Origin of the sequence: Collinsella sp. CLA-ER-H3 (assembly GCF_040092425.1) — a bacterium.
Taxonomy (GTDB): Bacteria; Actinomycetota; Coriobacteriia; order Coriobacteriales; family Coriobacteriaceae; genus Collinsella.
In genome coordinates this window covers 237,019-259,910 of record NZ_JBBNLP010000003.1, presented here as the reverse complement: position 1 = coordinate 259,910, position 22,892 = coordinate 237,019, and the positions used below count along the sequence as shown (strand labels likewise).

Annotated in this window: 17 protein-coding genes and 5 tRNA genes; 18 read left to right on the top strand and 4 right to left on the bottom strand. The window is 59.7% G+C overall.

Going from position 1 to position 22,892, the window contains the following annotated elements:
- Positions 1–151 precede the first annotated feature (151 nt).
- From gyrA to AAAX32_RS03900, 10 genes are all read left to right on the top strand, one after another.
- Positions 152–2,863, top strand: coding sequence for a DNA gyrase subunit A (gene gyrA, locus AAAX32_RS03945; RefSeq protein WP_349100079.1), 2,712 nt, complete (start codon positions 152–154; stop codon positions 2,861–2,863).
- A 295-nt stretch (positions 2,864–3,158) separates the two neighbouring features.
- Positions 3,159–3,235, top strand: a tRNA-Ile gene (locus AAAX32_RS03940).
- Between the two features lie 67 nt (positions 3,236–3,302).
- Positions 3,303–3,378: transfer RNA gene (locus tag AAAX32_RS03935), tRNA-Ala, on the top strand.
- Positions 3,379–3,382: 4 nt separating this feature from the next.
- Positions 3,383–3,459, top strand: a tRNA-Ile gene (locus AAAX32_RS03930).
- Between the two features lie 185 nt (positions 3,460–3,644).
- Positions 3,645–4,145, top strand: a complete 501-nt coding sequence (locus tag AAAX32_RS03925; RefSeq protein ID WP_117769724.1) for a bifunctional nuclease family protein — start codon at positions 3,645–3,647, stop codon at positions 4,143–4,145.
- Between the two features lie 30 nt (positions 4,146–4,175).
- Positions 4,176–4,532, top strand: coding sequence for a hypothetical protein (locus tag AAAX32_RS03920; RefSeq protein WP_349100054.1), 357 nt, complete (start codon positions 4,176–4,178; stop codon positions 4,530–4,532).
- A gap of 30 nt (positions 4,533–4,562) precedes the next feature.
- Complete coding sequence (locus AAAX32_RS03915; RefSeq protein WP_089572580.1) at positions 4,563–5,012, top strand: hypothetical protein; 450 nt, start codon at positions 4,563–4,565, stop codon at positions 5,010–5,012.
- Positions 5,013–5,129: 117 nt separating this feature from the next.
- A complete protein-coding gene (typA, locus tag AAAX32_RS03910; protein WP_055287536.1) occupies positions 5,130–6,968 on the top strand; it encodes a translational GTPase TypA in 1,839 nt (612 codons plus the stop codon).
- Positions 6,969–7,391: 423 nt separating this feature from the next.
- On the top strand, positions 7,392–11,120 hold the full coding sequence (locus tag AAAX32_RS03905) for an FctA domain-containing protein (RefSeq protein ID WP_349100053.1): 3,729 nt from the start codon (positions 7,392–7,394) through the stop codon (positions 11,118–11,120).
- Complete coding sequence (locus AAAX32_RS03900) at positions 11,074–12,765, top strand: SpaA isopeptide-forming pilin-related protein (protein ID WP_349100052.1); 1,692 nt, start codon at positions 11,074–11,076, stop codon at positions 12,763–12,765. The genes AAAX32_RS03905 and AAAX32_RS03900 overlap by 47 nt, the downstream gene beginning before the upstream one ends.
- Before the next feature lie 191 nt (positions 12,766–12,956).
- Here AAAX32_RS03900 and AAAX32_RS03895 read toward each other — a convergent pair whose 3' ends face one another.
- From AAAX32_RS03895 to AAAX32_RS03880, 4 genes are all read right to left on the bottom strand, one after another.
- Entirely contained in the window at positions 12,957–14,102 is a 1,146-nt protein-coding gene (locus AAAX32_RS03895) for a polymer-forming cytoskeletal protein (protein ID WP_349100051.1), read from the bottom strand.
- A 106-nt stretch (positions 14,103–14,208) separates the two neighbouring features.
- Positions 14,209–14,898, bottom strand: coding sequence for a TRIC cation channel family protein (locus AAAX32_RS03890; protein WP_229065363.1), 690 nt, complete (start codon positions 14,896–14,898; stop codon positions 14,209–14,211).
- A gap of 369 nt (positions 14,899–15,267) precedes the next feature.
- Positions 15,268–15,358 (bottom strand) — tRNA-Ser (locus tag AAAX32_RS03885).
- Between the two features lie 48 nt (positions 15,359–15,406).
- A tRNA-Ser gene (locus tag AAAX32_RS03880) sits at positions 15,407–15,497 on the bottom strand.
- 504 nt (positions 15,498–16,001) lie between these two features.
- Here AAAX32_RS03880 and rpsF point away from each other — a divergent pair.
- From rpsF to AAAX32_RS03840, 8 genes are all read left to right on the top strand, one after another.
- Positions 16,002–16,295, top strand: a complete 294-nt coding sequence (gene rpsF, locus AAAX32_RS03875) for a 30S ribosomal protein S6 (RefSeq protein WP_006235831.1) — start codon at positions 16,002–16,004, stop codon at positions 16,293–16,295.
- Positions 16,296–16,343: 48 nt separating this feature from the next.
- The gene (gene ssb / locus AAAX32_RS03870; RefSeq protein ID WP_006235830.1) at positions 16,344–16,796 is read left to right on the top strand and encodes a single-stranded DNA-binding protein; all 453 of its coding nucleotides are present in this window, start codon (positions 16,344–16,346) and stop codon (positions 16,794–16,796) included.
- A gap of 72 nt (positions 16,797–16,868) precedes the next feature.
- On the top strand, positions 16,869–17,135 hold the full coding sequence (gene rpsR / locus AAAX32_RS03865; protein ID WP_006235829.1) for a 30S ribosomal protein S18: 267 nt from the start codon (positions 16,869–16,871) through the stop codon (positions 17,133–17,135).
- A gap of 15 nt (positions 17,136–17,150) precedes the next feature.
- Positions 17,151–17,690 (top strand): 50S ribosomal protein L9, encoded by a 540-nt coding sequence (rplI, locus tag AAAX32_RS03860; RefSeq protein WP_022094073.1) that lies wholly within the window; start codon positions 17,151–17,153, stop codon positions 17,688–17,690.
- A gap of 218 nt (positions 17,691–17,908) precedes the next feature.
- The gene (gene dnaB / locus AAAX32_RS03855; RefSeq protein WP_349100050.1) at positions 17,909–19,306 is read left to right on the top strand and encodes a replicative DNA helicase; all 1,398 of its coding nucleotides are present in this window, start codon (positions 17,909–17,911) and stop codon (positions 19,304–19,306) included.
- A 93-nt stretch (positions 19,307–19,399) separates the two neighbouring features.
- On the top strand, positions 19,400–20,686 hold the full coding sequence (locus tag AAAX32_RS03850; RefSeq protein ID WP_349100049.1) for an adenylosuccinate synthase: 1,287 nt from the start codon (positions 19,400–19,402) through the stop codon (positions 20,684–20,686).
- A gap of 118 nt (positions 20,687–20,804) precedes the next feature.
- Complete coding sequence (purD, locus tag AAAX32_RS03845; protein WP_055251354.1) at positions 20,805–22,109, top strand: phosphoribosylamine--glycine ligase; 1,305 nt, start codon at positions 20,805–20,807, stop codon at positions 22,107–22,109.
- A gap of 21 nt (positions 22,110–22,130) precedes the next feature.
- Entirely contained in the window at positions 22,131–22,826 is a 696-nt protein-coding gene (locus tag AAAX32_RS03840; RefSeq protein ID WP_227790603.1) for an NUDIX hydrolase, read from the top strand.
- The last annotated feature ends 66 nt before the right edge of the window (positions 22,827–22,892 follow it).

The window sequence follows — 22,892 nt, the reverse complement described above, 5'->3', positions numbered from 1 at the left end:
CGCCCTCATCCTTCAGGGCAACCTGGGGCACCTGGAAAACCTAGGAGGGTTATCCGGTGTTCCCGGTAATCCGTCTCCGTGGTGGGGAACTAATGGACCACGCAAACCATGAGGAGGTAACGTGGCAGACGATATCAACAACAACGAGGGTATGGACGAGGCCGGCGATGCCGGCATGCCCGATGATCTGAAGCGCCTGCTTGCCCGTGCTGAGCAGGGCGAGGACGGCGACCCGGACGCCTATAACCCCGATGCCGATGATGATGAGGAAGAAGACGACGACGGTGAGCTCGAGGAGAGCTTTGGCGAAGTCGACCGTGGCGCCTCGGCCGGCGAGGATATCAACGGCGGCCAGCTCCAGATTTCGGAGTTTGGCCACGAGATGAAGCAGTCGTTTATCGAGTACTCGATGTCGGTCATCACGGCGCGCGCCCTGCCGGACGTGCGCGATGGCTTAAAGCCGGTGCACCGTCGCATCCTGTACGCAATGAACGAGAGCGGCATCTACCCCAACCGTCCGCACAAGAAGTCGGCCTGGACGGTCGGCGAAGTTATCGGTAAGTACCATCCGCACGGTGACTTCGCGGTCTACGAGGCCATGGTCCGCCTGGCACAGTGGTTCTCCATGCGCACGCCGCTCATTGACGGTCATGGCAACTTCGGCAATATCGACGGCGACGGCGCCGCCGCCATGCGTTACACCGAGAGCCGCCTGGCAAAGCCCGCCATGGAACTGCTACGCGACCTGCAAAAGGATACCGTTGACTGGCAGCCCAACTACGACGAGTCGCTCGCCGAGCCCGTGGCACTGCCCGCGCGTTTCCCCAACCTGCTGGTCAACGGCAGCCAGGGCATCGCCGTCGGCATGGCCACCAACATCGCCCCGCATAACCTCACCGAGGCGATCGAGGCCACGTGCTACCTGATCGACAACCCCGACGCCACCGTCGACGAGCTCATGCAGATCATGCCCGGTCCGGACTTCCCCACCGGCGCCATCATCATGGGCAGTGCCGGCATTAAGCAGAGCTACGAGACCGGCCGCGGCTCCATCACCGTGCGCGCCAAGGCTCATGTGGAGTCCACCAAGACCGGCCGTAGCCGCCTGGTCTTTACTGAGATTCCCTACATGGTCAACAAGGGCACCCTACAGGAGAAGATCGCCCAGCTCGTCAACGACAAGCGCATCGAGGGTATCTCGGATATGCGCGATGAGTCCAACCAGAAGGGTATCCGTCTGGTCATCGAGCTCAAGAAGGGCGTCATCCCGCAGGTCGTGCTCAATAACCTGTACAAGTACACCTCGCTGCAGACGACCTTTGGCGCCAACAACCTGGCGCTTGTCAACGGCGTTCCCAAATGCCTGAGCCTGCGCGAGATGCTGCAGCACTACATCGACCACCAGGTCGACGTCGTCACCCGCCGCACCCGCTTTGACCTCAAGAAGGCCCAGGCGCGTGCCCATATCCTCGAGGGCTACCTGATGGCTCTCGACCATATCGACGAGGTCATCAGCATCATCCGCTCCTCGCAGACCGATTCCGAGGCCAGCAGTCGCCTGATCGAGCGCTTTGGCTTTACGCCCGAGCAGACTACGGCCATCCTCGAGATGAAGCTCCGCCGCCTGACCGGCCTGGAGCGCGACAAGATTCAGGAAGAGCTGGACGGCTTGCGCCGTGCTATCGCCTACTACGAGGACCTGTTGGCGCACGAGGAGAAAATCCTGGGCGTCATCAAGGAAGAGATGCGCGAGATTTCCAAGAAGTTCGGCGACAAGCGCCGCACCGAGATCAGCCATGTCGAGAAGGACCTGGACGTCGAAGACCTGATTGCCGACGAGGACATGGTCGTGACCATCACCCACACCGGCTACGTCAAGCGCATCCCGGTGGCCGCCTATCGCGCCCAAAAGCGCGGCGGCAAGGGCGTGTCGGGCGTCAATCTCAAAGAGGACGACGTTATCGACGAGATGTTTATCGCATCCACGCACGAGTACGTGCTGTTCTTCTCGAGCAAGGGCAAAGTCTATCGTCTGAAGGTGCACGAGCTGCCGGTTGGCACGCGCCAGGCGCGCGGCACCGCGATCGTCAACCTGCTGCCTTTCGAGGAGGGCGAGAAGATCGCGAGCGTCATCAGCTGCCGCGAGTTCCCCGCCGACGAGTACCTGATGTTTGCCACCAAGAGCGGCATGGTCAAGAAGACCGTGATGAGCGCCTACGACCGTAGCCGCCGCGATGGCCTGATCGCCATCAACCTGAGGGACGACGACGCGCTGCTCGCTGTGCGTCGCGTGCGCGAGGGTGACAAGATCATCATGGCAACCACCGCGGGCAAGGCGATTATGTTCCCCGAGGACCAGGTGCGTGCTACCGGTCGCGATACCAGCGGCGTCCGCGGTATTGGCATGAAGGAAGGCGTGAGCGTTCTTGGTATGGAGATTACCAACGGTAACGGCGACCTGTTCGTCATTACCGAGCGCGGCTACGGCAAACGCACGCCGGTCTCGGATTACCCGGAGCAGAACCGCGGCGGTCAGGGTGTCTACACCATCCAGATGACCGAGCGCAAGGGTAATCTCGCAGCCATGAAGACGGTGGGCCCGCAGCATGAGCTGTTCATCGTGACGGAGGGCGCGACGGTCATTCGCGTCAAGACCGACGAGATCAGCCAAACCGGTCGAGCCACCCAGGGCGTCAAGATGATGACTGTCGACGACAACGACCGCATCTGCGCCGTAGCCCGCATGACTGCCGCCAAAGAGAAGCCCGAAGGCGAAGGTGCCGAGGCCGCAGCCGACGCCGAAGAGGCCCCAGTCGACCTAGGCGACGGCAACGACATGCCAGAAGATCTCCTCGACGAGTAAGAGGAACTAGCTGGTAGAAAATATCAGACCCCATATATCGGCGGTCGGCGCACCTGCGCGCCGACCGCTTTTTTGACAATCTTGGACCCCGTGCCCGCCGAGTGGGTGAGATGGGTTAGGTTTGTCGCGAGTTCCGCACGCAAAGAAGGCCACTTAATGTGGCCTTCGTCTTGCGCAGGACTGTCCGAGCAGCAAACCTAACCCATCTCACCCACTCGGTGGGCACCCTTCAAAGTTTTTCAAAAAAGTTGTTGACGCGCGCGTAACGACTCGTCTAATATATCCCTTGCGCGATGGACCTGTAGCTCAGTTGGTTAGAGCGTCCGGCTGATAACCGGGAGGTCACAAGTTCGAATCTTGTCAGGTCCACCACTTTCTTTCGCAATAAACACCCCAGCGAGAGCCGAGTCGCCGCTGGGGTGTTTATTACTTTCTCCGTGGGGGTTTAGCTCAGCTGGGAGAGCGCGGGCTTTGCAAGCCTGAGGTCAGGGGTTCGATCCCCCTAACCTCCACCATGATGGACCTGTAGCTCAGTTGGTTAGAGCGTCCGGCTGATAACCGGGAGGTCACAAGTTCGAATCTTGTCAGGTCCACCATCAAAACGTTAAGAGCCCTGGGGCATTGCCTCGGGGCTTTTTTCTTATCCAACTAAAAGTAGTCAAAATAGCCCCGTCCCAAATTAACTACTTTGATTTTGTGTGCTGGGCGAAAGATTGGGTAGTATAGCTATTCAATGCGGCGACCCTGCCGTGTGTTAACCGCTACGTACCGGAGGTGTTCCATGGTTCGTGTCGACATAGAGACCATCGTCATGGCCGCCGGTCCCGTGCCATCGCTTATCGTGCTTCGTGAGCGCTGCGGCAAGTCGGATTCGACGGCGCCCCTGCGTTCGCTTTCCATTCAGACCGGCTCGTTTGAGGCCGCGGCCATTAGCCGTGGCATCGATAGCGGTCGCGCCGAGCGCCCGATTACGCATGACCTGCTGCTTGACACCGTCGATGCCCTGGGAGCCAAGCTCGAGCGCATCGAGATCGTTCGCGCCGAGCCGCCGGTGTTCTATGCGACGATTGTCGTGCTGGTCGATGGTGACGAGCGCAAGATTGACGCCCGCCCCAGTGACGCCATTGCCCTTGCCGTGCGCAGTAATGCCCCCATGTTCGTGGAGGACGACATCATGAATCGCCTGGGTACCGTTTCTGCCCATGCCGAGGAAGTTGACGACGAGCAGGAGTTCGAGAAGTTCGACGAGTTCGTCCATACGCTCTCCCCCGATGATTTCTAAATGTCTGGCACGCGAGCGGAGAGGTCATTGATGGGTACCCGCGTATCGGCTGAAGCGGCCGCCATCGCGCGTGAAGCCCAGATGCGCTCGGAGGCATCCGAGGCGGCTCGCATCGCCTATGTGACGCAGGCCCGCACGCTTCGCGAGCGCCGCGGCTCCTATATCAAGATGGTTATCATCTCCGCCCTTGTCGCGGTAATCTGTTCTCGTCTTCGTGGTACAGTTGGTGCGCTTGGGTTTTCGATTTCAACAGGCTTGGTAATCTGGGGTGTGGTCGATGCGGTCATGCTGACCAACCAGATCAAGGTGCTCGACAAGCGCGCGATGGATATGACGCGCGCCCGCGACGCTGCCGCCAAGATCGCTGCCGAGGCACAAGAACTGTAACGACGCCGGATTCGATGGGAAGGTCTAGAGATGGCACAGGATATGCAGGACGCCGGTAACGTCTCCGCCGAGCTCGACGCCATGGTGTGTGACCTGATTGGTGCGTTCTTGGACGACCTTGCCGCCGGCGAGAATCCGGGCGTAGTTGTGGCGATCGAGGACGCTGCTTCCAATCGCTATCTGGCCGCGCTCGACGAGGATGGCGAGGAGGCATGCCTGGAGGCTGCCACCAACTTTATCTCCGAGCACAAGATGGGTCTTAAGGACGAGGGCCTGGGCCGCATCGCCCGCTATGCCATCGGCTATACCGGCTGCGTCGAGATTGACGGCGGCTATCACGATGCTCTGCTCGTGAGCTTCTTTGAGACGACGCTCGAGAGCGGCTTTTCGGCATATGTGCTGTATGAGGGCATGGGCGCCGGCGATGGTTTTATGTGGAGCGACCCTGAACCTGCAGGTGAGGAAACCCCTCTCATCTAAAATCGCTAAAATAAACGAGTTTTCGGTAAAAGGCTCAATATTCCCGCTGAGCGTTGTATCGCTGGGTGGGTCGCATACGCGTGCCGTTTGTATATGGATAGAAGATAGGGGAACTACATGCGCGTAGACAATCTGAGGAACATCGCCATCATCGCCCACGTCGACCACGGCAAGACGACGATGGTTGATAAGCTCCTGCGTGCCACGGACGCCTTCCGTGCCAACCAGCAGGTCGAGGACCGCGTCCTGGACTCTAACGACCAGGAGCGCGAGCGCGGCATCACGATTCTCGCCAAGAACATCTCTATCGAGTACAAGGACGTCAAGATCAACGTCATCGACACCCCGGGCCACGCCGACTTTGGCGGCGAGGTCGAGCGCGTGCTGCGTATGGCCGACGGCGCCCTGCTGCTGGTCGACGCCTTTGAGGGCCCCATGCCCCAGACCCGCTTCGTGCTGCGTCACGCTATCGACACCGGCCTCAAGATCATGATCGTCATCAACAAGATCGATCGTCCGGGCGCCAACCCCGAGAAGGCCTACAACGACTGCCTGGACCTCATGGCCGACCTGGGCGCCACCGACGACCAGCTTGAGTTCGCCATGGAGCACGTGGTCTACGCCAGCGCCATGAACGGCTTTGCCCGTCTTGACCCCAACGACGGCAACATGGACATGTACCCGCTGCTCGATATGATTATCGACGACATGCCCGCGCCCGAGGTTGACGAGAACGCCCCGCTGGCCATGCAGTGCGTGACCATCGACCACTCCAACTTCGTCGGCCGCATCGGTATCGGCCGCGTGTACTCTGGCGCCATCCACCAGGGCGACCAGATCCTGGTTGTCAAGAACGACGGCTCCAGCGCTACCGCCACCGTCAAGCAGCTCTTTACCTTCGACTACCTGGGCCGTACCGAGTGCCAGGAAGTCGGCGCCGGCGACATCGCCGCTGTCGTGGGTATCGACCGCACCGATATCGGCGATGTCTACACCGATCCCGAGAACCCTGTCGAGCTCGAGCCCATCGAGATCGACCCGCCGACCCTGTCCATCGTCTTTGAGGCTTCGACCTCCCCGCTTGTCGGCCGCGACGGCGACATCGTGGGCGCCCGTCAGCTCAAGGAGCGCCTGTTCAACGAGGCCGAGAACAACGTGACCATGAAGATCGAGGAACTCGAGGACAAGAGCGGCGTCGAGGTCTCGGGCCGCGGCATTCTGCACCTGTCCGTTCTGATGGAGTCCATGCGCCGCGAGGGCTTTGAGTTCCAGGTCGGCCGTCCCCGCGTTCTGTTTAAGAAGGACGAGAACGGCAACAAGATGGAGCCCGTCGAGCAGGCCGTCGTCGAGTGCCCGGACGAGTACTCGGGCAAGGTCGTTGAGGTCTTCGGCACCTCCGGCGGCATCATGACGAGCATGGATACCTCGGGCATCGTGACGCACCTCGAGTTTAAGATTCCGACCCGCGGCATCATGGGTCTTAAGAACCGCATCATGAACGTCACCCACGGCGAGGGCGTGTTCTACCACACCTTCCTGGAGTACGGCCCCTATGCCGGCGAGATCGGCAACCGCCAGAACGGCGCAATGATCTCTATGACCACCGAGAAGGCCGTTGCCTATGCCCTGGGTACGCTGCAGGAGCGCGGTCAGCTGTTTGTTGAGCCAGGCACCGAGTGCTACGAGGGCATGATCGTGGGCGAGCGCAGCAAGGCTGGCGACATGGTCGTCAATATCGCCCGTACCAAGAACCTGGGCAACCAGCGCTCCTCGACCTCCGATATCTCCGTTCAGCTGGTGCCGCCCCGCACCTTCTCGCTGGAGGAGGCGCTGGAGTACATCGCCGACGACGAGCTGGTCGAGATCACTCCCAAGAACATCCGCCTGCGCAAGCGTCTGCTCAACGCCACCGACCGCAAGAAGGCTGCCGTTCGCGCCGGCCAGGTCAACAAATAAGCGCTGGGCTTTATAGCGACTAACAAGAAAGGGCGTCGACCGCAATGGTCGGCGCCCTTTTTGGTGCAAGGGGACAGGTTACTTTGCACCACGGTGGAGGAGGTTATCCCCCGAGCGGCTTTCCAGCCAAAGTAAAGTTGTTTAAACATATACATAATTCCACAGGATATAACCGCTTTGATACAAAACCGTTAACAGATAAATATCAACTGGTATTACATTAAAAGACCTCTTTACCAGCGGTTTACATGACTGTTATCTATATTGTATTTTATGCATTGTGGCATAGACGAACCGTCTTAGAAGTTGCCCCCCAATGGGTTCTTGCAATGCGCTAGGTAGGTTCTCGTAGATGTTGGGGCTTGTGTTCGATCCGACGATTCGCCGTATTCCACACTGTGTTGTAGGAATTAAGGGACAACTATGGACGCACACCGCTCGCGGTCGCTTGGTATGGCGGCCCTGATCTTCATTTTGATTAGCCTCACCGCCGCAGTTTTTCACGGCGCATCCCCCGTGCGCGCCGATGACGTTGCGAAGCCCGATCCGATTGCGATCGATGGGGATACGGCGACGGTTGATGTCAGGCTGTATACCGATGAGCACCACACTCAAAAGCTCGAGGATCCCGTAACGTCCACTTCGACGCTCTATGGAGCTTTCTCGGCACAATTCAAAGGCGGCAAGGCGCCTACGCCCGAGAAGAACATCGCTGTCTATAAGCTGCCCGACACCATTGTCGTTTACGACAACGACGGCGGCGACCTCATGGAGGGTCCGGAAGCCACTGCCGCCAAGGCTGGCACGTGGAAGATTAAGGACAATAAGGTCATCTTTGCGTTTGACAAAAACTGGCTTGCGTCAAACCCTGCGGAGATTTATGTCGGAGCCAATTTCTCGTTCGAGCTTGCAGGCAAGGGCACCGGCTCAGGCAGCAGCGCATCTGTCGTGTTCCCTGGTGTGGGAACGATCAAAATCCCTACCAAGGACGGCAAAGTCACGGGGACGAAGTCGGGGACCTTCTCCCAGGGCGCAGATGGCGTGGCCAAGGTTACCTGGACTGTTACGCTTACCGTAGAGTCGTATGCTACGGACGTTAGCTTCACTGATACGCTGGGCGACAACTTCGACTTTGTGAACGACAGTTTCAAGCTCGACGGCAAGAAGCTTGACTCCCAGCCGATGATCGACGGCCAGGTCGTAACCCTCGACAGCCTGGGCAACCTTTCCCAGGGCAACCACACGATCACGTACGATACGGTGCTGAAGAGCGGCGTTGCCGCGAACGGCGGCGATTTGATCAAAGCTGAGAATACGGCAACGTGGAATTGGGCTGGCTCAAGCGACAGCGATAACAGAACAGCTACGGCTGAGCCTGTTACATTCGGCTATGACATGATCAAGAAGTCCAATGGCTCAGGCACGCCGTCGGACATCAAGTGGACGGTCAAGCTCAACCAAGGCAAGCTCAAGGCCGACATGAGCGGCTACATGTTCACTGATAATCTGGACGGAAAACAGACGTATACGGGCAACTTTACGGTTTACAAAGGCGACTCGGAGGCGAGCGGAGTCAAGATTTGTGAAAGAAAACTTGAACCTAAGGATAATTCCTTTTCCTATACGTTCCCGAACAACCTTGAGGATAAGTACGCCACCTACTGCATCGTTTATCACACCAAGATGAACGACACGAGCTCGTACGACACTGTGCACAACAGCGCGGCCATCGAGCGCGGAGGCTCCGTTTCCGGTAGCGATGATGGCAGTTTCACGCCGCAGCTGACGGGTGTTGTGCCGATCGCCAAGAGGCTCGTGAGATACGATGAGGCGGCGACGACGGGCAGGGCGACGTGGGAGACGAAGGTCGCGCTGAAGGCGATCGTCAATGCGGCCCATCCAGGCGAGGTGACGGTGAAGGACACGTTTCAGTCGGCATGGTCGCAGAAGCTTGGTGTCGACGAAAACTCCATTACCATTAAAATCGGCAATACCAAGCTGGTTCCGGGCACCGACTGGAGACCAACGACCAGCTATCCGGGTAATGAAACAAAGAAAAACTACGACCTCAAAATCATCGTTACCGACAACGTGAAAGCCGCTCTCGAGAACGAGGACTACGCCGTTATCACCTACGACACCACATCAGAAGCGCTGTCGGGCTGGTACTCAAACTTCGCAGCGGTCGAAGCACCGGGCCTGAGACTACAGTGGCCGTTCACCGAACCCGTCAAGTACGTTGTCAACCAAGAAACGGCGCCCGCGGTCGAGAAGCCGGAAACGGAGTCGAAGGTGTCTTGGGTTGAGAACTTCGATTGGCATACCGTTGACGGCTCGGATGAGAAGGGCGCCTGGATCGTCGACTGGACGGTGTATGCAAACCGCCAAAAGGGTAATAAGGGCGCAAATGGCGAGTTCGAATACTATGGAGCTGGAAAGCTGGGCGGGAAACCGCTGAATATCGTTGATAGCCTTCCGGATGGTATGAGCTATGTTGCGAATTCCGCAAAGTATACGCTCGTGCAGAACCCCTATGATAAACATACGGGGCTTCATCGCGGAGGCGAGGCCAAGGAGGCCGTTACGGGTCGGACGCTCGCCGCCGACAACGTCAGCCGCAACGGCAATACGGTCACCTTCTCCATCCCCACGACTGAGCTTGAAAGCTATGCCGGCTACGCAAAGCTCACGTACAAGACGGCGGTCAAGCGCGGTGGGCTCGATACCTCCACAAACGAGGTGAAGTTCACCAACAAGGCCAGCGCCGAGTCGGGAAGCAAGAAGTTCGAATCCGGCAGTGGCACCGTCACCATCAAGAACAACGTTATCAAAAAGACTGGTGAACAGGTCAGTAGTAGCAACCGCATTAAGTACACCGTTCTTGTTAACGAGTCTGCCGTTGCCCTTAAAAACGGCACCGACTTCCTTGAGCTCGTCGATACCATGGATGCCAAGTGCACGCTGGTGCCGTCGACGCTTAAGGTCTATGAGTGGGTGTATGGTGCCTGGTCACCGCTGGCTGATAAGGACTATTCGTCGAAGGTGGAGCAGGTCAAGGATGAAACTGGCTCGCGTACGAAGTTGACGCTTAAGGTACCCGACAAGAAATACCTCCAGGTCGAGTATGAGGTTATCCCGACCGGAAACCCTGGCAACAAGGTTCCTCTATCCAATACCGCCATGCTTACGGGTGTGAAGGACGGTTCTGCGACTGATGATCAAACATGGGAAATTAAAAAAGCTTCTGCCAGCGCAGGTGGCAACGGCTACGGCATCACGATGACCAAGTATGACGCCCAGCAGGTCGGTGCGACGCTCGAGCGTGCGGAGTTTACGCTCTACAGCGTGAATATGGACCAGGTTGCAACGGTGGGTATCGAGAATGCAAGGACTAAGTTTGAAGCCGCCCCCACCGACGCCAACGGCAAAATCTCGTTTGGCGCAGAAGACAAGGCGATGGTAAATTGCGTGCTTTACCAGCTCGTGGAGACGAAAGCGCCTGACGGCTATGCCGCGGCGGCGCCCACGTGGATCATGCTTAAGGGTAATGCTGACGATGAGGAGTATCAAACTGAGCTCAATAAAGCGAAGAGCATCGTCAAAGACTCCGAAATCATCGGCGATGACAAAAAGGACGAGATCTGGATCTACGACAATCGCCTAACGGGCTCTGCGGTTATTAAAGCAAAGAAAGTGCTTGAAGGTGGCACTTTCAAGGCGGGGCAGTTCTCGTTCGTGCTCAAGGACGCCGAGGGCAAGGTGCTCCAGACGGTGACCAATAATGACAAGGGAAATGTCTCCTTTGACGTCAAGTACAACAAGGCGGGAACCTATACCTACACCATCTCCGAGGTCGAGCCCGAGGGCGCCGTCGACCATGTTAAAGATCACATCACCTATGACAGGACCGTGTACAACGTCACGGTTAAGGTAACTAATGGCACGGACCAGCTCGACGCCCTAGTTACCTATAACGATGGCTCTCAGAATCCGCCGACCTTTACCAACAAGTACTCGACTACGCTACCTGAGGCGGGCGGGGCTGGCTTGACTATGACATATCTTGCCGGCGCTTCGCTGTTGTGTTTTGCCGCGACGTGGATGCATGCTCGTCGCCACCGTGGTCATGATCGAGATGGTCGCCGTGAGTAAACTGCACCGCCGCTTGTTGACCGTCATGATGGTGGCCATGACGACTATCCTCGCTTTTGCCGCGTCGCCCGAGACGGCCCGTGCTGCCGATGCCGGAGCCATCACGATTGGCGGCGACGTCGCGACGCAATACGATGCATACCAGCTCTTTTCGGCAACTGTTACCGATAAAGCCGGCTTCGATCAAAAGGTCGCGACGGACTTGGCGTGGGCGAGCGATGCAGCTCGTCAGGCTGTCCTTCCCGTTCTTTATGATGCGGGGTTTGATAGCTCGGCATCGACGGCGCAAGAGGCTGCCGAGTGGCTGAATGCCGACGGACATATGTCGACCGCTCTGGCGGCAAGGCTCGCCTGTGCGATTTGCAATGCAGGTGCCGCTTCTGTTCCCCTCAACGCGGGTATGGCGGCCGAGCTGCCCTGTGGCTACTGGCTCATCGTCGCCGACGACGACGCCATCGACCAGGACGAGGCCGGCACCGCGCCGATCATGGCCCTGGTGGGCGGCAGCGCCGTCACCGTCAAGCCCAAGGCCGCGACCCCCAAGGTGTCCAAGCACGTGCTGGAGGACAGCGCCGCCGCCTGGCAGAAGGCCGCCGACGCCACGGTCGCCGACGACCTGTACTGGCGCCTCTCTGCCACGGTCCCGGCGGGCCTCACGGCCTACGACACCTATACGGTTCGGTTCGTCGACACCATGAGCGCGGGGCTCGACCCCTCCAAGGTCGCCGCGAGCATGCGCGTGTACGTGGCGGCGGGCGCGGACGGCGGCTTCGACGCGGTCCAGACCGACAAGGACGGCCGCGTCGGCACCGAGCCCGCGAAGGGCTGGACCGACATCACGGCCCAGTGCGCCACCAAGGTGGCGGTCGACGGTAAGACCTTCACCGTGCGCACCGGCGACCTCGTCGCCGCGCTCGGCGGGGTCGACGCCTTCACCGCGGGCGCCCGCGTGGTTGCTGTCTACGATGCGCCGTTGGGGGCCAGCTGCAATAGGGGCGCTACCAAGGGCAACCCCAACGAGGTCTGCCTGCGCTACCCGCGCTCTCCTCTCGCCGACCAGTCCGGCGACGCCGGCTTCACCCGCACGCCGAGCGATGACGCGTGCGCCTACACCTGGGGACTCAGTCTGATCAAGCGCTCAAGCTCGGACGATAAACCGCTCGCGGGCGCCAAGCTGCGCATCATCGATGACCGCGGGCGCATCCTAACGACCGACGGCTCGTGGTCGACGGATGCCGCCGCGTGCGTCACCACGGGCGCGGACGGCCATGTGGAATTGAGCGGTGTGGACGCGGGTGTCTACACCGTCGAAGAGGTCGCGGCTCCCAAGGGATACACCGCCTTTGAGGGCAAGCGAACGGTAACGGTTACGTCCGAGGGATTGGACGTTAAACAGGTTGCAGCCGCGAAGCCCAAGGTGACCGTGTCGGCCGAAAGCCCTCTGCGGGTTGATACCGCTGATGCCGGGACGGGTTCGATTGAACTGTCGGTGCTCAACACTCCAAGCAAAGAAGCAAGTCGAGGCTTTATGCCCTCGATGGGAGATAGAACGTTGGTGCTGGTGGCGGCTTTGGCTGCCATCGGAGTGGCGGCTATTGTTGTCGCGCTCGTCATCAAGCGGGGAGGCGGTCGTCGTGAAAAATAATTGCCCCCCTGCTTAATGGCGTGCTGCCTCCGTAGCGAGTGACGCACAGGCCTACCGACCTGATGATCATTGGTTTTGAAAAAGTTACTAGAGAACCCTCCAAGAAAAGCGGGGCACCCGGTCGACATGACCGAGTGCCCCGCTTCGTTTGTTGGTGCAAAGTAACCTGGCACCTTTGTGGTGGTTGGTGGCTAAGCGGTGGGGAGTCCTGGCATGTTAGCCGGCTGCTGCGGCTTGAGGTGGGCGTTGCGCCAGATGATCTGGATAACGTAGCCGAGCATAAAGACAAAGGCTACGCCGCTGATGAAGTCACCTACGAGGGGAAGCCCCGTGAGGGCGCCTGCGATTACGCCGCCCACGGCTGCCATGGCGTAGCGGTTTTGGTTGTGTCCGACCATGCGGGAGATCGCGCACCCCGCAAAGGCACTCGACACCAACGCGATGCCGATAACGCCGCACAAGAGGGCTCCGGCAAGCGACAGACCAGCGATAGAGATAATTAGCAGTAGGACGGCGGGGACGATAGCAATCGTGCCCAGAAGACCGCTCACCCACAGGGGTATGGGGCGCTGGTGGAGCATGCCGGCGGCGCTGGCGGTCGCGCGCGGAAAGACGAGCTCGAGCAGCAGAGCGACAAAGCAGGTCGAGAGTGCCGCGGCGACGATACCGCCGATGACATCGTTAACGGTGGAAGTATCCTCGTTCTCGGTGCGGTCGATCTTGAGCGCGCCTACCTCGGCTCCTGCGGCACGCTCGGGGTCCTCGGAGACGTGCGCGTTCACGGTGCCGGTGATGTGGGCGTTCTTGCCCAGGATGAGCTTGTCGGCCCAAACCTCGACATCGCCCTCGACGGTGCCATCGATGGTCACCGTGTCGCCCGCAAGCGCTGCCGACTTGGTAGAGCCGCGCAGGGCAACCGTCTCGCCTATCGCGTAAAAACAGTTGGCGGTGCTGTCGGAATTGAGCACAACGTGCTGACCGACGACCGTGACGCTGCCATCAACCGTGGTCTTGGCGATATCGATAGTGCGTGCCGCCAAGCGGACGGCGCCGCCCACCGTGCAGTCGCGGATGGAGAGGCTCTCGCCTGCTGCAATTATGTCGCGGCCGATGGACGCATCGTCCAAGTTGAGGGCCTGACCTGCCCAGTACAGGTCACCTTCGACGCCGGACGAATTGGCGTCATTGTCGGTCGCAAGTACGTTGCCTGCGGTGTCCGTGCCGGCGAACGACGCCGTGGGAAGCGCGGTGACCGCTAGAGTGATGAGCGCGAATAAGATCGTGATGCGGCCCCACGCTTTACGGCGCTGGGTCGACGGGAATTGATTACAGGGCATAGTGAATCCTTCGTCAGATGCTCGACATGCACCTAACAGGGTACCCAACGCGTGGGCGCTCTAAAAGAACCTCTCGGTTGCATTTCGAAGGATGAGCCCGCGCCACCTACTTTTTGCGGTGCAAAAAGCGTGCGATGTCATCCTCGGTGGGGCTTTTGATATCAAAGCGCAGCGACAGCCAGCGTAGTCCCATGGTCACCACGACGCAAACGACCAGTGCGACGACATTGCTGACCAAGCCGCTCATGACAAGGCAAACATAGCTTGCCGATCCGGCGATGGCCGCGATGGCATAGAAGTTGGTGCGTTGGAAGATACCCGGCACCACACCCATAAAACCATCTCGCAGCATGCCGCCGCCCACCGCGGTAAAAAAGCCCATCATGATGCACACCGCCGGCGCAAAGCCGTAGACCAGCGCCTTGTCTGCGCCGGTTGCCGCATAAATACCCACCGAGATGATATCGAGCAGGGGAATGAGCTTTTCGGGCTTGTCGACGATTGCCGGGAAGATGTAGATGATGGCCGCGGTGGCGATGGAGAGCGGGAGCGCCATCGGTTGGTTGAGGATGTAGACGTTGCCCACCTGCAGCGTCATATCGCGCAAAAGACCGCCGCCCAGTCCACAGACCACGGCGAGCGCGACGGCGCCCACCAGGTCGAGTTTGTGCTCGCGTGCGACCAACACGCCCGAGATCGATGCCGCGACGACGGCGAACATCTCGAGCCAAAACGGGATGGCAACCATGGCATCCGAGGCGTGTGCGGTAACGATCATAGCGGCGGCAACGGGCAAGATGGGGTCCTTTGAGTTACGGGTTTAGACAATGCCCGTACATAGTACATGTTCGGCGCCGATTGCGCCCCTATTGCTCGGCAAACGGTCGGGACTGGGTACGGTCATAGGTTCCATGTTTGGGGATCCGGGTTGATGCTGAACGCGATGGGGGCGTGGTCGAATAGGAGGGATGTCCAAATTTTGAGCTCCGCTCAAAATTTATCCGGTCGGCTTGCGCCGACCGCGCTGCGCTAAAAACGCGCCACGGGCGCGTTTTCTTTACGCTCCGGGCCCTGGCGGGTTCGAATCCCTCCTCCTCCGCCGTGTTTGCTTGTTGGGGACTCAAAACAAAAAAGCTCCCATTCTCGGGAGCTTTCTCAACCAAAATGGCGGAGGAGGAGGGATTCGAACCCTCGTGACCTTATACAGGCCAAACGGTTTTCGAGACCGCCGCATTCAACCACTCTGCCACCCCTCCGCGTGGGGTAAAAACAAAGCAGGCTCGAAGGCCTGCTTTGGAATTAACTGGCGGAGAGTCAGGGATTTGAACCCTGGAGACGCTTTTGACGCCTACACGATTTCCAATCGTGCTCCTTCGGCCACTCGGACAACTCTCCGTTAAATGCGAAAGTCAGTATACACGAGGAATCGCAAAGTGCAAACAGAAAAGTTGGCATTTTTTAAAACGCTTGGCCGCGTTTGGCGTTGCAGCGGGGTTTGAGATGCCAAAAAACGGCTTCCGACCAGCGTAGTTGATCAACTCAATTGTTCAAAAGGGGTATTTATAAGCGATTTGGCAATGAATTTAAAAATCTTTGGGTGGTGCTGTGGGCCACTGGTATGCATTTTGTGACCACGACCATGCGCCCGTTGACCTGCGACTTGGCTCAGCTTGTCCTCACGGCACCGTATCTTGTCCACAGATCCGTCAAGCTTTTGGTCAGCATTTGGTTGGAATGCGCATGAAACGTCGTGCGAGTATGGGCATATGTGGAGGTCATGAGGTTGTAGCTGCATATTCTTGCAACCTAGGAGGTTGAAAGATATTATTACCAAGTCTTTTCCTGCTTCAGGCGCACCTTCACGACCTGAAGCCACATTTGCCCAGAGGAGGTGACAATATGAAGGCTTATGAACTGCTGTTCTTTGTTGACCCGTCGCTCGACCCCGAGACTCGTCTCGCTGTTATGAAGCGTATCGATACCACGATCGCTGAGGGCGCTGGCAAGGTCGACTCCGTTGACGAGTGGGGCAAGCGCAAGCTCGCCTACGAGATCAACGACCTCACCGATGGTGACTACACCCTCATCAACTTCCACGCAGATCCTACCCAGATCGCCGAGCTTGATCGCGTCCTGCGCATCACCGACGCTGTGGTCCGCCACATGATCGTCCGTCGCGACGACCAGGAGTAAGACTGTCGTTTTGGACTGGGCTTGTGCCCCAAGAGGAAGTAGTGAGTTATGAGCATCAATCGAGTGAACATCACCGGTAACCTCACCCGCGATCCCGAGCTGCGCGCCACAGCCGGCGGAACCCAGGTTCTGTCCTTTGGCGTCGCCGTGAACGATCGTCGCCGCAACGCGCAGACTGGCGAGTGGGAGGACTATCCCAACTTTGTCGACTGCACCATGTTCGGCACCCGCGCCGAGGCCGTGAGCCGTTTCCTGGCAAAGGGAAACAAGGTCGCGATCGAGGGCAAGCTGCGCTACAGCTCTTGGGAGCGCGACGGCCAGCGCCGGAGCAAACTTGAGGTCATCGTCGATGAGATCGAGTTTATGAGCTCCCGTGGTGGCCAGGGTGGCTACGACCAGGGCGGTTACGCCCCCGCAGCTCCCGCGCCTGCAGCACGTCCTGCCGCGCCGGTGGCTACGCCGCCCGCGGTCGACGTCTACGATGAGGACATCCCGTTCTAAGGGTTGTTCACCTATTTTTGAGTGAGAGGCGGCTTCGGTTCGCCGAAGTTGCCAAATGAAAGGTATTTTGACATGGCTAATGATTTTTCTGCACGTCAGCCGCGTCGTAAGTACTGCCAGTTCTGCAAGGAGAACACTGAGTTCATCGACTATAAGGACACTCAGCTTCTCCGTAAGTACATGACCGACCGTGGCAAGATCAAGCCCCGTCGCGTCACTGGCGCTTGCACGCAGCATCAGCATGACATCGCCAACGCCATCAAGCGCGCCCGCGAGATGGCTCTCCTGCCGTACACCGTCCCCGTGGTTTCCTCTCGTGGCAACCGCGACCGCGGCTAAGAAGGGAGACGCATCATGAAGGTTATTCTTCTCGATGAGATCAAGGGCAAGGGCGGCGAGGGTGACGTCGTAGAGGTCGCTCAGGGTTACGCTGAGAACTTCCTGTTCCCCAAGAAGCTCGCTGTTGCCGCCACCAAGGGCAACCTCAAGCAGCTTGACGAGCGTCGCAACAACATCGCCAAGCGCGAGGCCGTCCGTCTGGCTACCGCCAACGAGACCAAGGCTGCCTTCGAGGGCAAGACGGTCACCGTTGACGTCAAGGTCGGCGACGAGGGCATCCTCTTTGGCTCCGTTACCGCCGCTATGATCGCTGATGCCATCAAGGCTCAGCTCGGTATGGACATCGACCGCAAGCGCGTCGAGCTCGGTAAGCCCATCAAGGTTGCCGGTGCCCACACCGTTGCCATCTCGCTGTACCGCGAGATCAAGGCCGAGGTTGTCGTTCTCGTCGGCGTTACCGCCGAGGAGCTCGCTGCCGAGGCTGAGGTCGAGGAGGCCGCTGAGGTCGCCGAGGCCGAGACCGCCGAGGTCGAGACTGAGGCTGCTGCCGAGTAGCATTTGCTGCAACGCAACAATCTTGTTCTAAGAAGGGCGCTCTGGGAAACCAGGGTGCCCTTTTGTTTTTTGCGCTGAGTGAGTGTCATGGTGAACGTTGCGTCGAAGTCCTATATACAGGACCGTTCATCCGTTTGGTTCGGTGATGATTGGCGGCGCGCGGCGCGTTTTGGGACCGTGGCTGATACTATGGATGCTCGCAAGCGATATGAATGAGGATGCTCATGGCATATGACGATAGGGAGACCGGGCTGACGGTTGAGGACCGCGGCTCAAAGTTGGGTCTTCCCCAAAACCAAGATGCAGAGGCCAATGTACTGGCCGCTATGCTGCTATCGCCCGAGGTGGTCGAAGAAGCCCAGGTCGAGCTGCAGCCCGATGACTTCTACCGGCCCATTCATAAGACCATCTATACCGCGATGGTCGATATGTACAACAGCCGCATTCCCATCGACTCCATCTCGCTGATCGATTACCTACGAAGCGTCAACAAGCTCGATGCCGTGGGCGGCGAAGCGTATATTTTGGAGTTGATGGGTCAGACCCTGTCGCTCGTCAACTGGCAGCACCATGCCGCCATCGTTCGCCGCGATTCGATGCTGCGTGAGCTGATCGGCGCCACCAACGAGATCAACGCGCTGGCCTATAACGCTCCCACCGATACCAAAGAGGTCGTGGAGCTAGCCGAGAGCAAGCTGCTCAAGGTCACGGCGCGCGAGGTCAAGTCGAGCTACAAGACGCTGACCGAGTTTATGGTCGAGGCCTATAACGAGGCCGAGGAAGTGTGCCAGGCCGGTGGCCAGGCTGCGGGCGTGCCCACGGGCTTCCCGTCGCTCGACCGCATACTCATGGGTTTTCGCGAGGGCCAGCTCATCATCATCGGCGCCCGCCCTGCTGTGGGTAAGACGTCGTTCGCTCTGAATCTGGCGCTCAACGCTGCCGCTGCCGGTTATACCGTCGGCTTCTTCTCGCTGGAGATGTCGGGCAAGGAAATTGCCCAGCGCCTGATTTGCGCCTACGCCATGATCTCGATCAGTGACTTCCGCATGGGCCGCATTAGCCCCGAGCAGTGGGCCAATATCAACGAGGCCACGCAGACCTTATCCAAGCTCGATATTCTGATTGACGATACGCCCGGCACCACAGTGACCGAGATTCGTGCCAAGAGCCGCCGCATGCTCCATAACAAGGAGAAGGCCATCATCATCCTGGACTACCTGCAGCTGGTGAGTCCTCCGCCGGGACGCCGCTCCGAGAGCCGTACCGTCGAGGTCTCCGAGATGTCGCGTGGTCTGAAGATCATGGCCAAGGAGCTCAAGATCCCGCTCATCGCGCTGTCGCAGCTCTCGCGTCAGGTCGAATCCCGTACCGGCAAGCGCCCGCAGCTTTCCGACCTTCGTGAATCGGGCTCCATCGAGCAAGACGCCGATATCGTTATGTTCTTGGACCGCTCCGCCGACGAGGCCGAAGCCTCGCGCGACGATCGACCCGACGAGGGCGTTACGCGTATCGTCGTGGCCAAGAACCGTTCGGGCCCGATCGGCGACGTCGACCTGATGTTCCTGCCGGCATCCACCAAGTTCTATGAGCTTGATGGGGCACATGCCGAGGAGTAGGACAGGCGCCCGTTGCACGGGTATACTAGGAATGTTTTGTGCTTCTGCGTGCCGGCGTGGCGCGTAGACAGTCCATGAATGTAAGGAGTAAACATGCCGTCAACCGTTTTGGTCGGTGCCCAGTGGGGCGATGAGGGCAAGGGTAAGATCTGCGACCTGGTCGCCGGCGACTTCGATGCCGTCGTGCGTTACTCGGGCGGCAACAACGCCGGCCACACCATCGTCGTCAACGGCAAGAAGTACGGCCTGCACCAGGTGCCCTCCGGCATCATGTATTCCGACCACGTGTCGGTGATCGGTAACGGCTGTGTCGTCAACCCCAAGGTTGTCCTTGAGGAGATCGACATGTTCGAGGCCGACGGCATCACCACCAAGAACCTCAAGATTAGCGGCAACGCGCATGTCATCATGCCGTACCACATCGATCTGGATGGCGCCTTTGAGCAGAAGCTCGGCAAGAAGAACATCGGTACCACCAAGCGCGGCATCGGTCCGTGCTATCAGGACAAGATGGCCCGCATTGGCCTGCGCATGCAGGACATGCTGGACGAGGCACTGTTCCGCGACAAGCTGGAGACCGCTCTTGCCCGCGTGAACCCCGAGCTCGAGCTCATCTACAACCTGCCCACCTACACCGTGGACCAGATTTGCGACGAGTACCTGCCCATGGCCGAGCGCCTGCGTCCCTACATCACCGAGACGAGCCTGCTGCTCAACAACATGATCGATGAGGGCAAGGACCTGCTGTTTGAGGGCGCCCAGGCAACGCTGCTCGACATCGATCACGGCACCTATCCGTACGTGACGTCTTCCAACTGCACCGCCGGCGGCGCCATCACCGGCTCCGGCGTGGGCATGAAGAACGTCGACCGCGTGCTGGGCGTCATGAAGGCCTATATCACCCGCGTCGGTTCGGGCCCCATGCCCACCGAGCTTTCCTATGAGTCCGAGGCCGGCCACACGCTGACCGAGGGGGGCTACGAGTACGGCGTGACCACCGGTCGCCGTCGTCGCTGCGGCTGGTTCGATGGCCCTATCGCCAACTATGCCTCGCGCGTCAACGGCCTCACCGATATCGCCCTGACCAAGCTCGACGTGCTTTCGGCCTTCGACACCATCAAGGTGTGCGTGGCCTACGACGTCGACGGCGAGCGCTACACCAGCGTGCCCGAGCATCAGGTGCGCTTTGAGCATGCCAAGCCCATCTACGAGGAACTCCCCGGCTGGAAGTGCGATATCACCGGTTGTCGCAGCTTTGATGAGCTGCCGCAAGAGGCTCAGGACTACGTGGCGTTTATCGAGGATCTGGCACACACCCGCGTGACGTTCATTGGCGTTGGCGCTGGTCGCGAGCAGATCATCAACCGATTCTGGAAGTAATCGGGACTATTTGGTTATTGCGATATACCCCTTTGCAGCCCGGACGGGCGGCCGAGGGGTATATTTGCTTGCAAAGGGCTCGCGCGGAGCGGGCCATTCATCCATAGAGGAGGCACCCTTGAAGGCGGACACTCAAACCATCGACATCCTGTTGTTGGGCAGCGGCGGCCGTGAGCATGCTTTGGCAGCTAAGCTCGCAGCATCACCGCGCGCCGGCAAGCTCTACATCGCGCCGGGCAACGGCGGCACCGCGAGCTGTGGCGAGAACGTTGTTCTCGACGATTGCGATCCTGCGGCCGTGGCGGCGTTTGCGCAGAGCCACGGATGCGGACTCGTGGTAATTGGCCCCGAGGCTCCGCTCGTGGCGGGCGTGGCCGACGCCGTGCGCGCGGCGGGTATTCCCTGCTTTGGCCCGGGTGCCGAGGGTGCCCAGATGGAGGGTTCCAAGCTGTTCTCCAAGCAGCTCATGGAGCGCGCGGGCATTCCGACGGCAGCCTATGGTTCGTTTACCGACGAGGCTTCGGCTCTCGCCTACGTGCGCGAGCAGGGCGCTCCGCTGGTCGTGAAGGCCGACGGCCTTGCCGCGGGCAAGGGCGTTATCGTGGCGACCGAACTTGAGCAGGCCGAGGAGGCCGTGCGCGAGTGCTTTGGCGGCACCTTTGGCGATGCCGGCAACACCGTGGTTATCGAGGAGATGCTCGTTGGTCCCGAGTGCTCGCTGCTCGCCTTTACCGACGGCAAGACCGTGCGCCCCATGGCCACCTCGCAGGACCACAAGCGCGCCCTCGAGGGCGACAAGGGCCCCAACACCGGCGGCATGGGCGTCTACAGCCCGGTGCCCATCGTGACCGACGAGGAGCACGCCACCATGGTGAAGGTCATGGAGCAGACCGTTGCCGAGCTCGCTGCCGAGGGCATCGACTACCGCGGCTGCCTGTATGGCGGCTTTATGCTCACGCCTGCCGGCCCCAAGGTGCTGGAGTTCAATGCCCGCTTTGGCGACCCCGAGACGCAGGTCGTGCTGCCGCGCCTTAAGAACGACCTGGTTGAGGTCATGCTCGCCTGCGCCAACTGCGAGCTCGATCAGATTGAGCTCGACTGGCGTGACGAGTGGGCTGTGGCAGTTGTCCTGACGAGCGCGGGCTATCCCGGCAGCTACGAGAAGGGCAAGGTCATCACCGGTATCGCCGATGCCGAGGTCATGGAGAACGTGACCGTGTACCACGCGGGCACTGCCGTGGTGGACGGCCAGCTCGTGACCAATGGTGGCCGCGTGCTTGCCGTGACCGCTCTGGGTGACACGTTCGAGAACGCTCGCAACCTTGCCTACGAGGCCTGCGAGAAGATTGATTTTGAAGGCAAGACCCTGCGCCACGACATCGGCCTGCGCGCGCTGCGCGGCCGCGACGCCTGGGATGCCTAAAATCCGAGAGGAATGAGACGGATGGACGAGAAGAACGAAGAGCTCGTGGATGCGCAGATCGTTGAAGAGGACAGCCGCATGTATGGGCACGCCGAGGGCGAGCCTGGCGGCGAGGTCGCTGACGAGCCGGCGCTGGTGCTGGGCGACGACGACCCGCACGATGCCGAGCTGCACGAGAAGATTCTTTCGGAGGAGTGCGCCTGGAAGGGCAAGATCCTCGACGTCCACCGTCTTGAGGTTGAGCTGCCCAACGGTCGCCGCAGCGCCCGCGATATCGTTCGCCATCCGGGTGCGGCGGCCGTTGTGGCGCTGACCGAGAGCGGCAAGATCGTACTGGTGCGTCAGTACCGCACCGCTATCGACCGCGTGACGGTCGAGATTCCCGCCGGCAAGCTCGATCCAGGCGAGGACCCGCTCGATTGCGCCAAACGCGAGCTGCATGAGGAGACGGGCTTTAGGGCTGGTCGCATTCGCTTTTTGACGTCGATTGTCACGTCCTGCGGTTTTTGCGATGAGATCATCCACATCTACTTGGCTACCAAGCTCGAGTTTGATGCGCCCAACCCCGATGATGACGAGTTTGTCAACGTGGACCTGGTGCCGCTGCACGAGCTGATCGACGCCGTGCTCGACGGCAAGATCGAAGACGCCAAGACCGTCGTGGGCGCCTTGGCCTGCGATAGCATCGCGCATCGCCTTGGGGGCACGGAGCTTTAACGAGTGGGGATAGCCCTGGGACAAGTACTACTGATTGCTTTGTCCCAGGGCCTTACGTTGCTGATA

Excerpts from the sequence above, each read along its gene's own strand:
- rplI (WP_022094073.1), top strand. The coding sequence starts at position 17,151 with ATGAAGGTTATTCTTCTCGATGAGATCAAGGGCAAGGGCGGCGAGGGT.
- AAAX32_RS03915 (WP_089572580.1), top strand. The coding sequence starts at position 4,563 with ATGGCACAGGATATGCAGGACGCCGGTAACGTCTCCGCCGAGCTCGAC.
- AAAX32_RS03840 (WP_227790603.1), top strand. The coding sequence starts at position 22,131 with ATGGACGAGAAGAACGAAGAGCTCGTGGATGCGCAGATCGTTGAAGAG.
- AAAX32_RS03850 (WP_349100049.1), top strand. The coding sequence starts at position 19,400 with ATGCCGTCAACCGTTTTGGTCGGTGCCCAGTGGGGCGATGAGGGCAAG.
- AAAX32_RS03905 (WP_349100053.1), top strand. The coding sequence starts at position 7,392 with ATGGACGCACACCGCTCGCGGTCGCTTGGTATGGCGGCCCTGATCTTC.
- AAAX32_RS03920 (WP_349100054.1), top strand. The coding sequence starts at position 4,176 with ATGGGTACCCGCGTATCGGCTGAAGCGGCCGCCATCGCGCGTGAAGCC.
- gyrA (WP_349100079.1), top strand. The coding sequence starts at position 152 with ATGGACGAGGCCGGCGATGCCGGCATGCCCGATGATCTGAAGCGCCTG.
- AAAX32_RS03925 (WP_117769724.1), top strand. The coding sequence starts at position 3,645 with ATGGTTCGTGTCGACATAGAGACCATCGTCATGGCCGCCGGTCCCGTG.
- AAAX32_RS03900 (WP_349100052.1), top strand. The coding sequence starts at position 11,074 with ATGCTCGTCGCCACCGTGGTCATGATCGAGATGGTCGCCGTGAGTAAA.
- rpsF (WP_006235831.1), top strand. The coding sequence starts at position 16,002 with ATGAAGGCTTATGAACTGCTGTTCTTTGTTGACCCGTCGCTCGACCCC.
- dnaB (WP_349100050.1), top strand. The coding sequence starts at position 17,909 with ATGCTCATGGCATATGACGATAGGGAGACCGGGCTGACGGTTGAGGAC.
- typA (WP_055287536.1), top strand. The coding sequence starts at position 5,130 with ATGCGCGTAGACAATCTGAGGAACATCGCCATCATCGCCCACGTCGAC.
- ssb (WP_006235830.1), top strand. The coding sequence starts at position 16,344 with ATGAGCATCAATCGAGTGAACATCACCGGTAACCTCACCCGCGATCCC.
- AAAX32_RS03895 (WP_349100051.1), bottom strand. The coding sequence starts at position 14,102 with ATGCCCTGTAATCAATTCCCGTCGACCCAGCGCCGTAAAGCGTGGGGC.
- rpsR (WP_006235829.1), top strand. The coding sequence starts at position 16,869 with ATGGCTAATGATTTTTCTGCACGTCAGCCGCGTCGTAAGTACTGCCAG.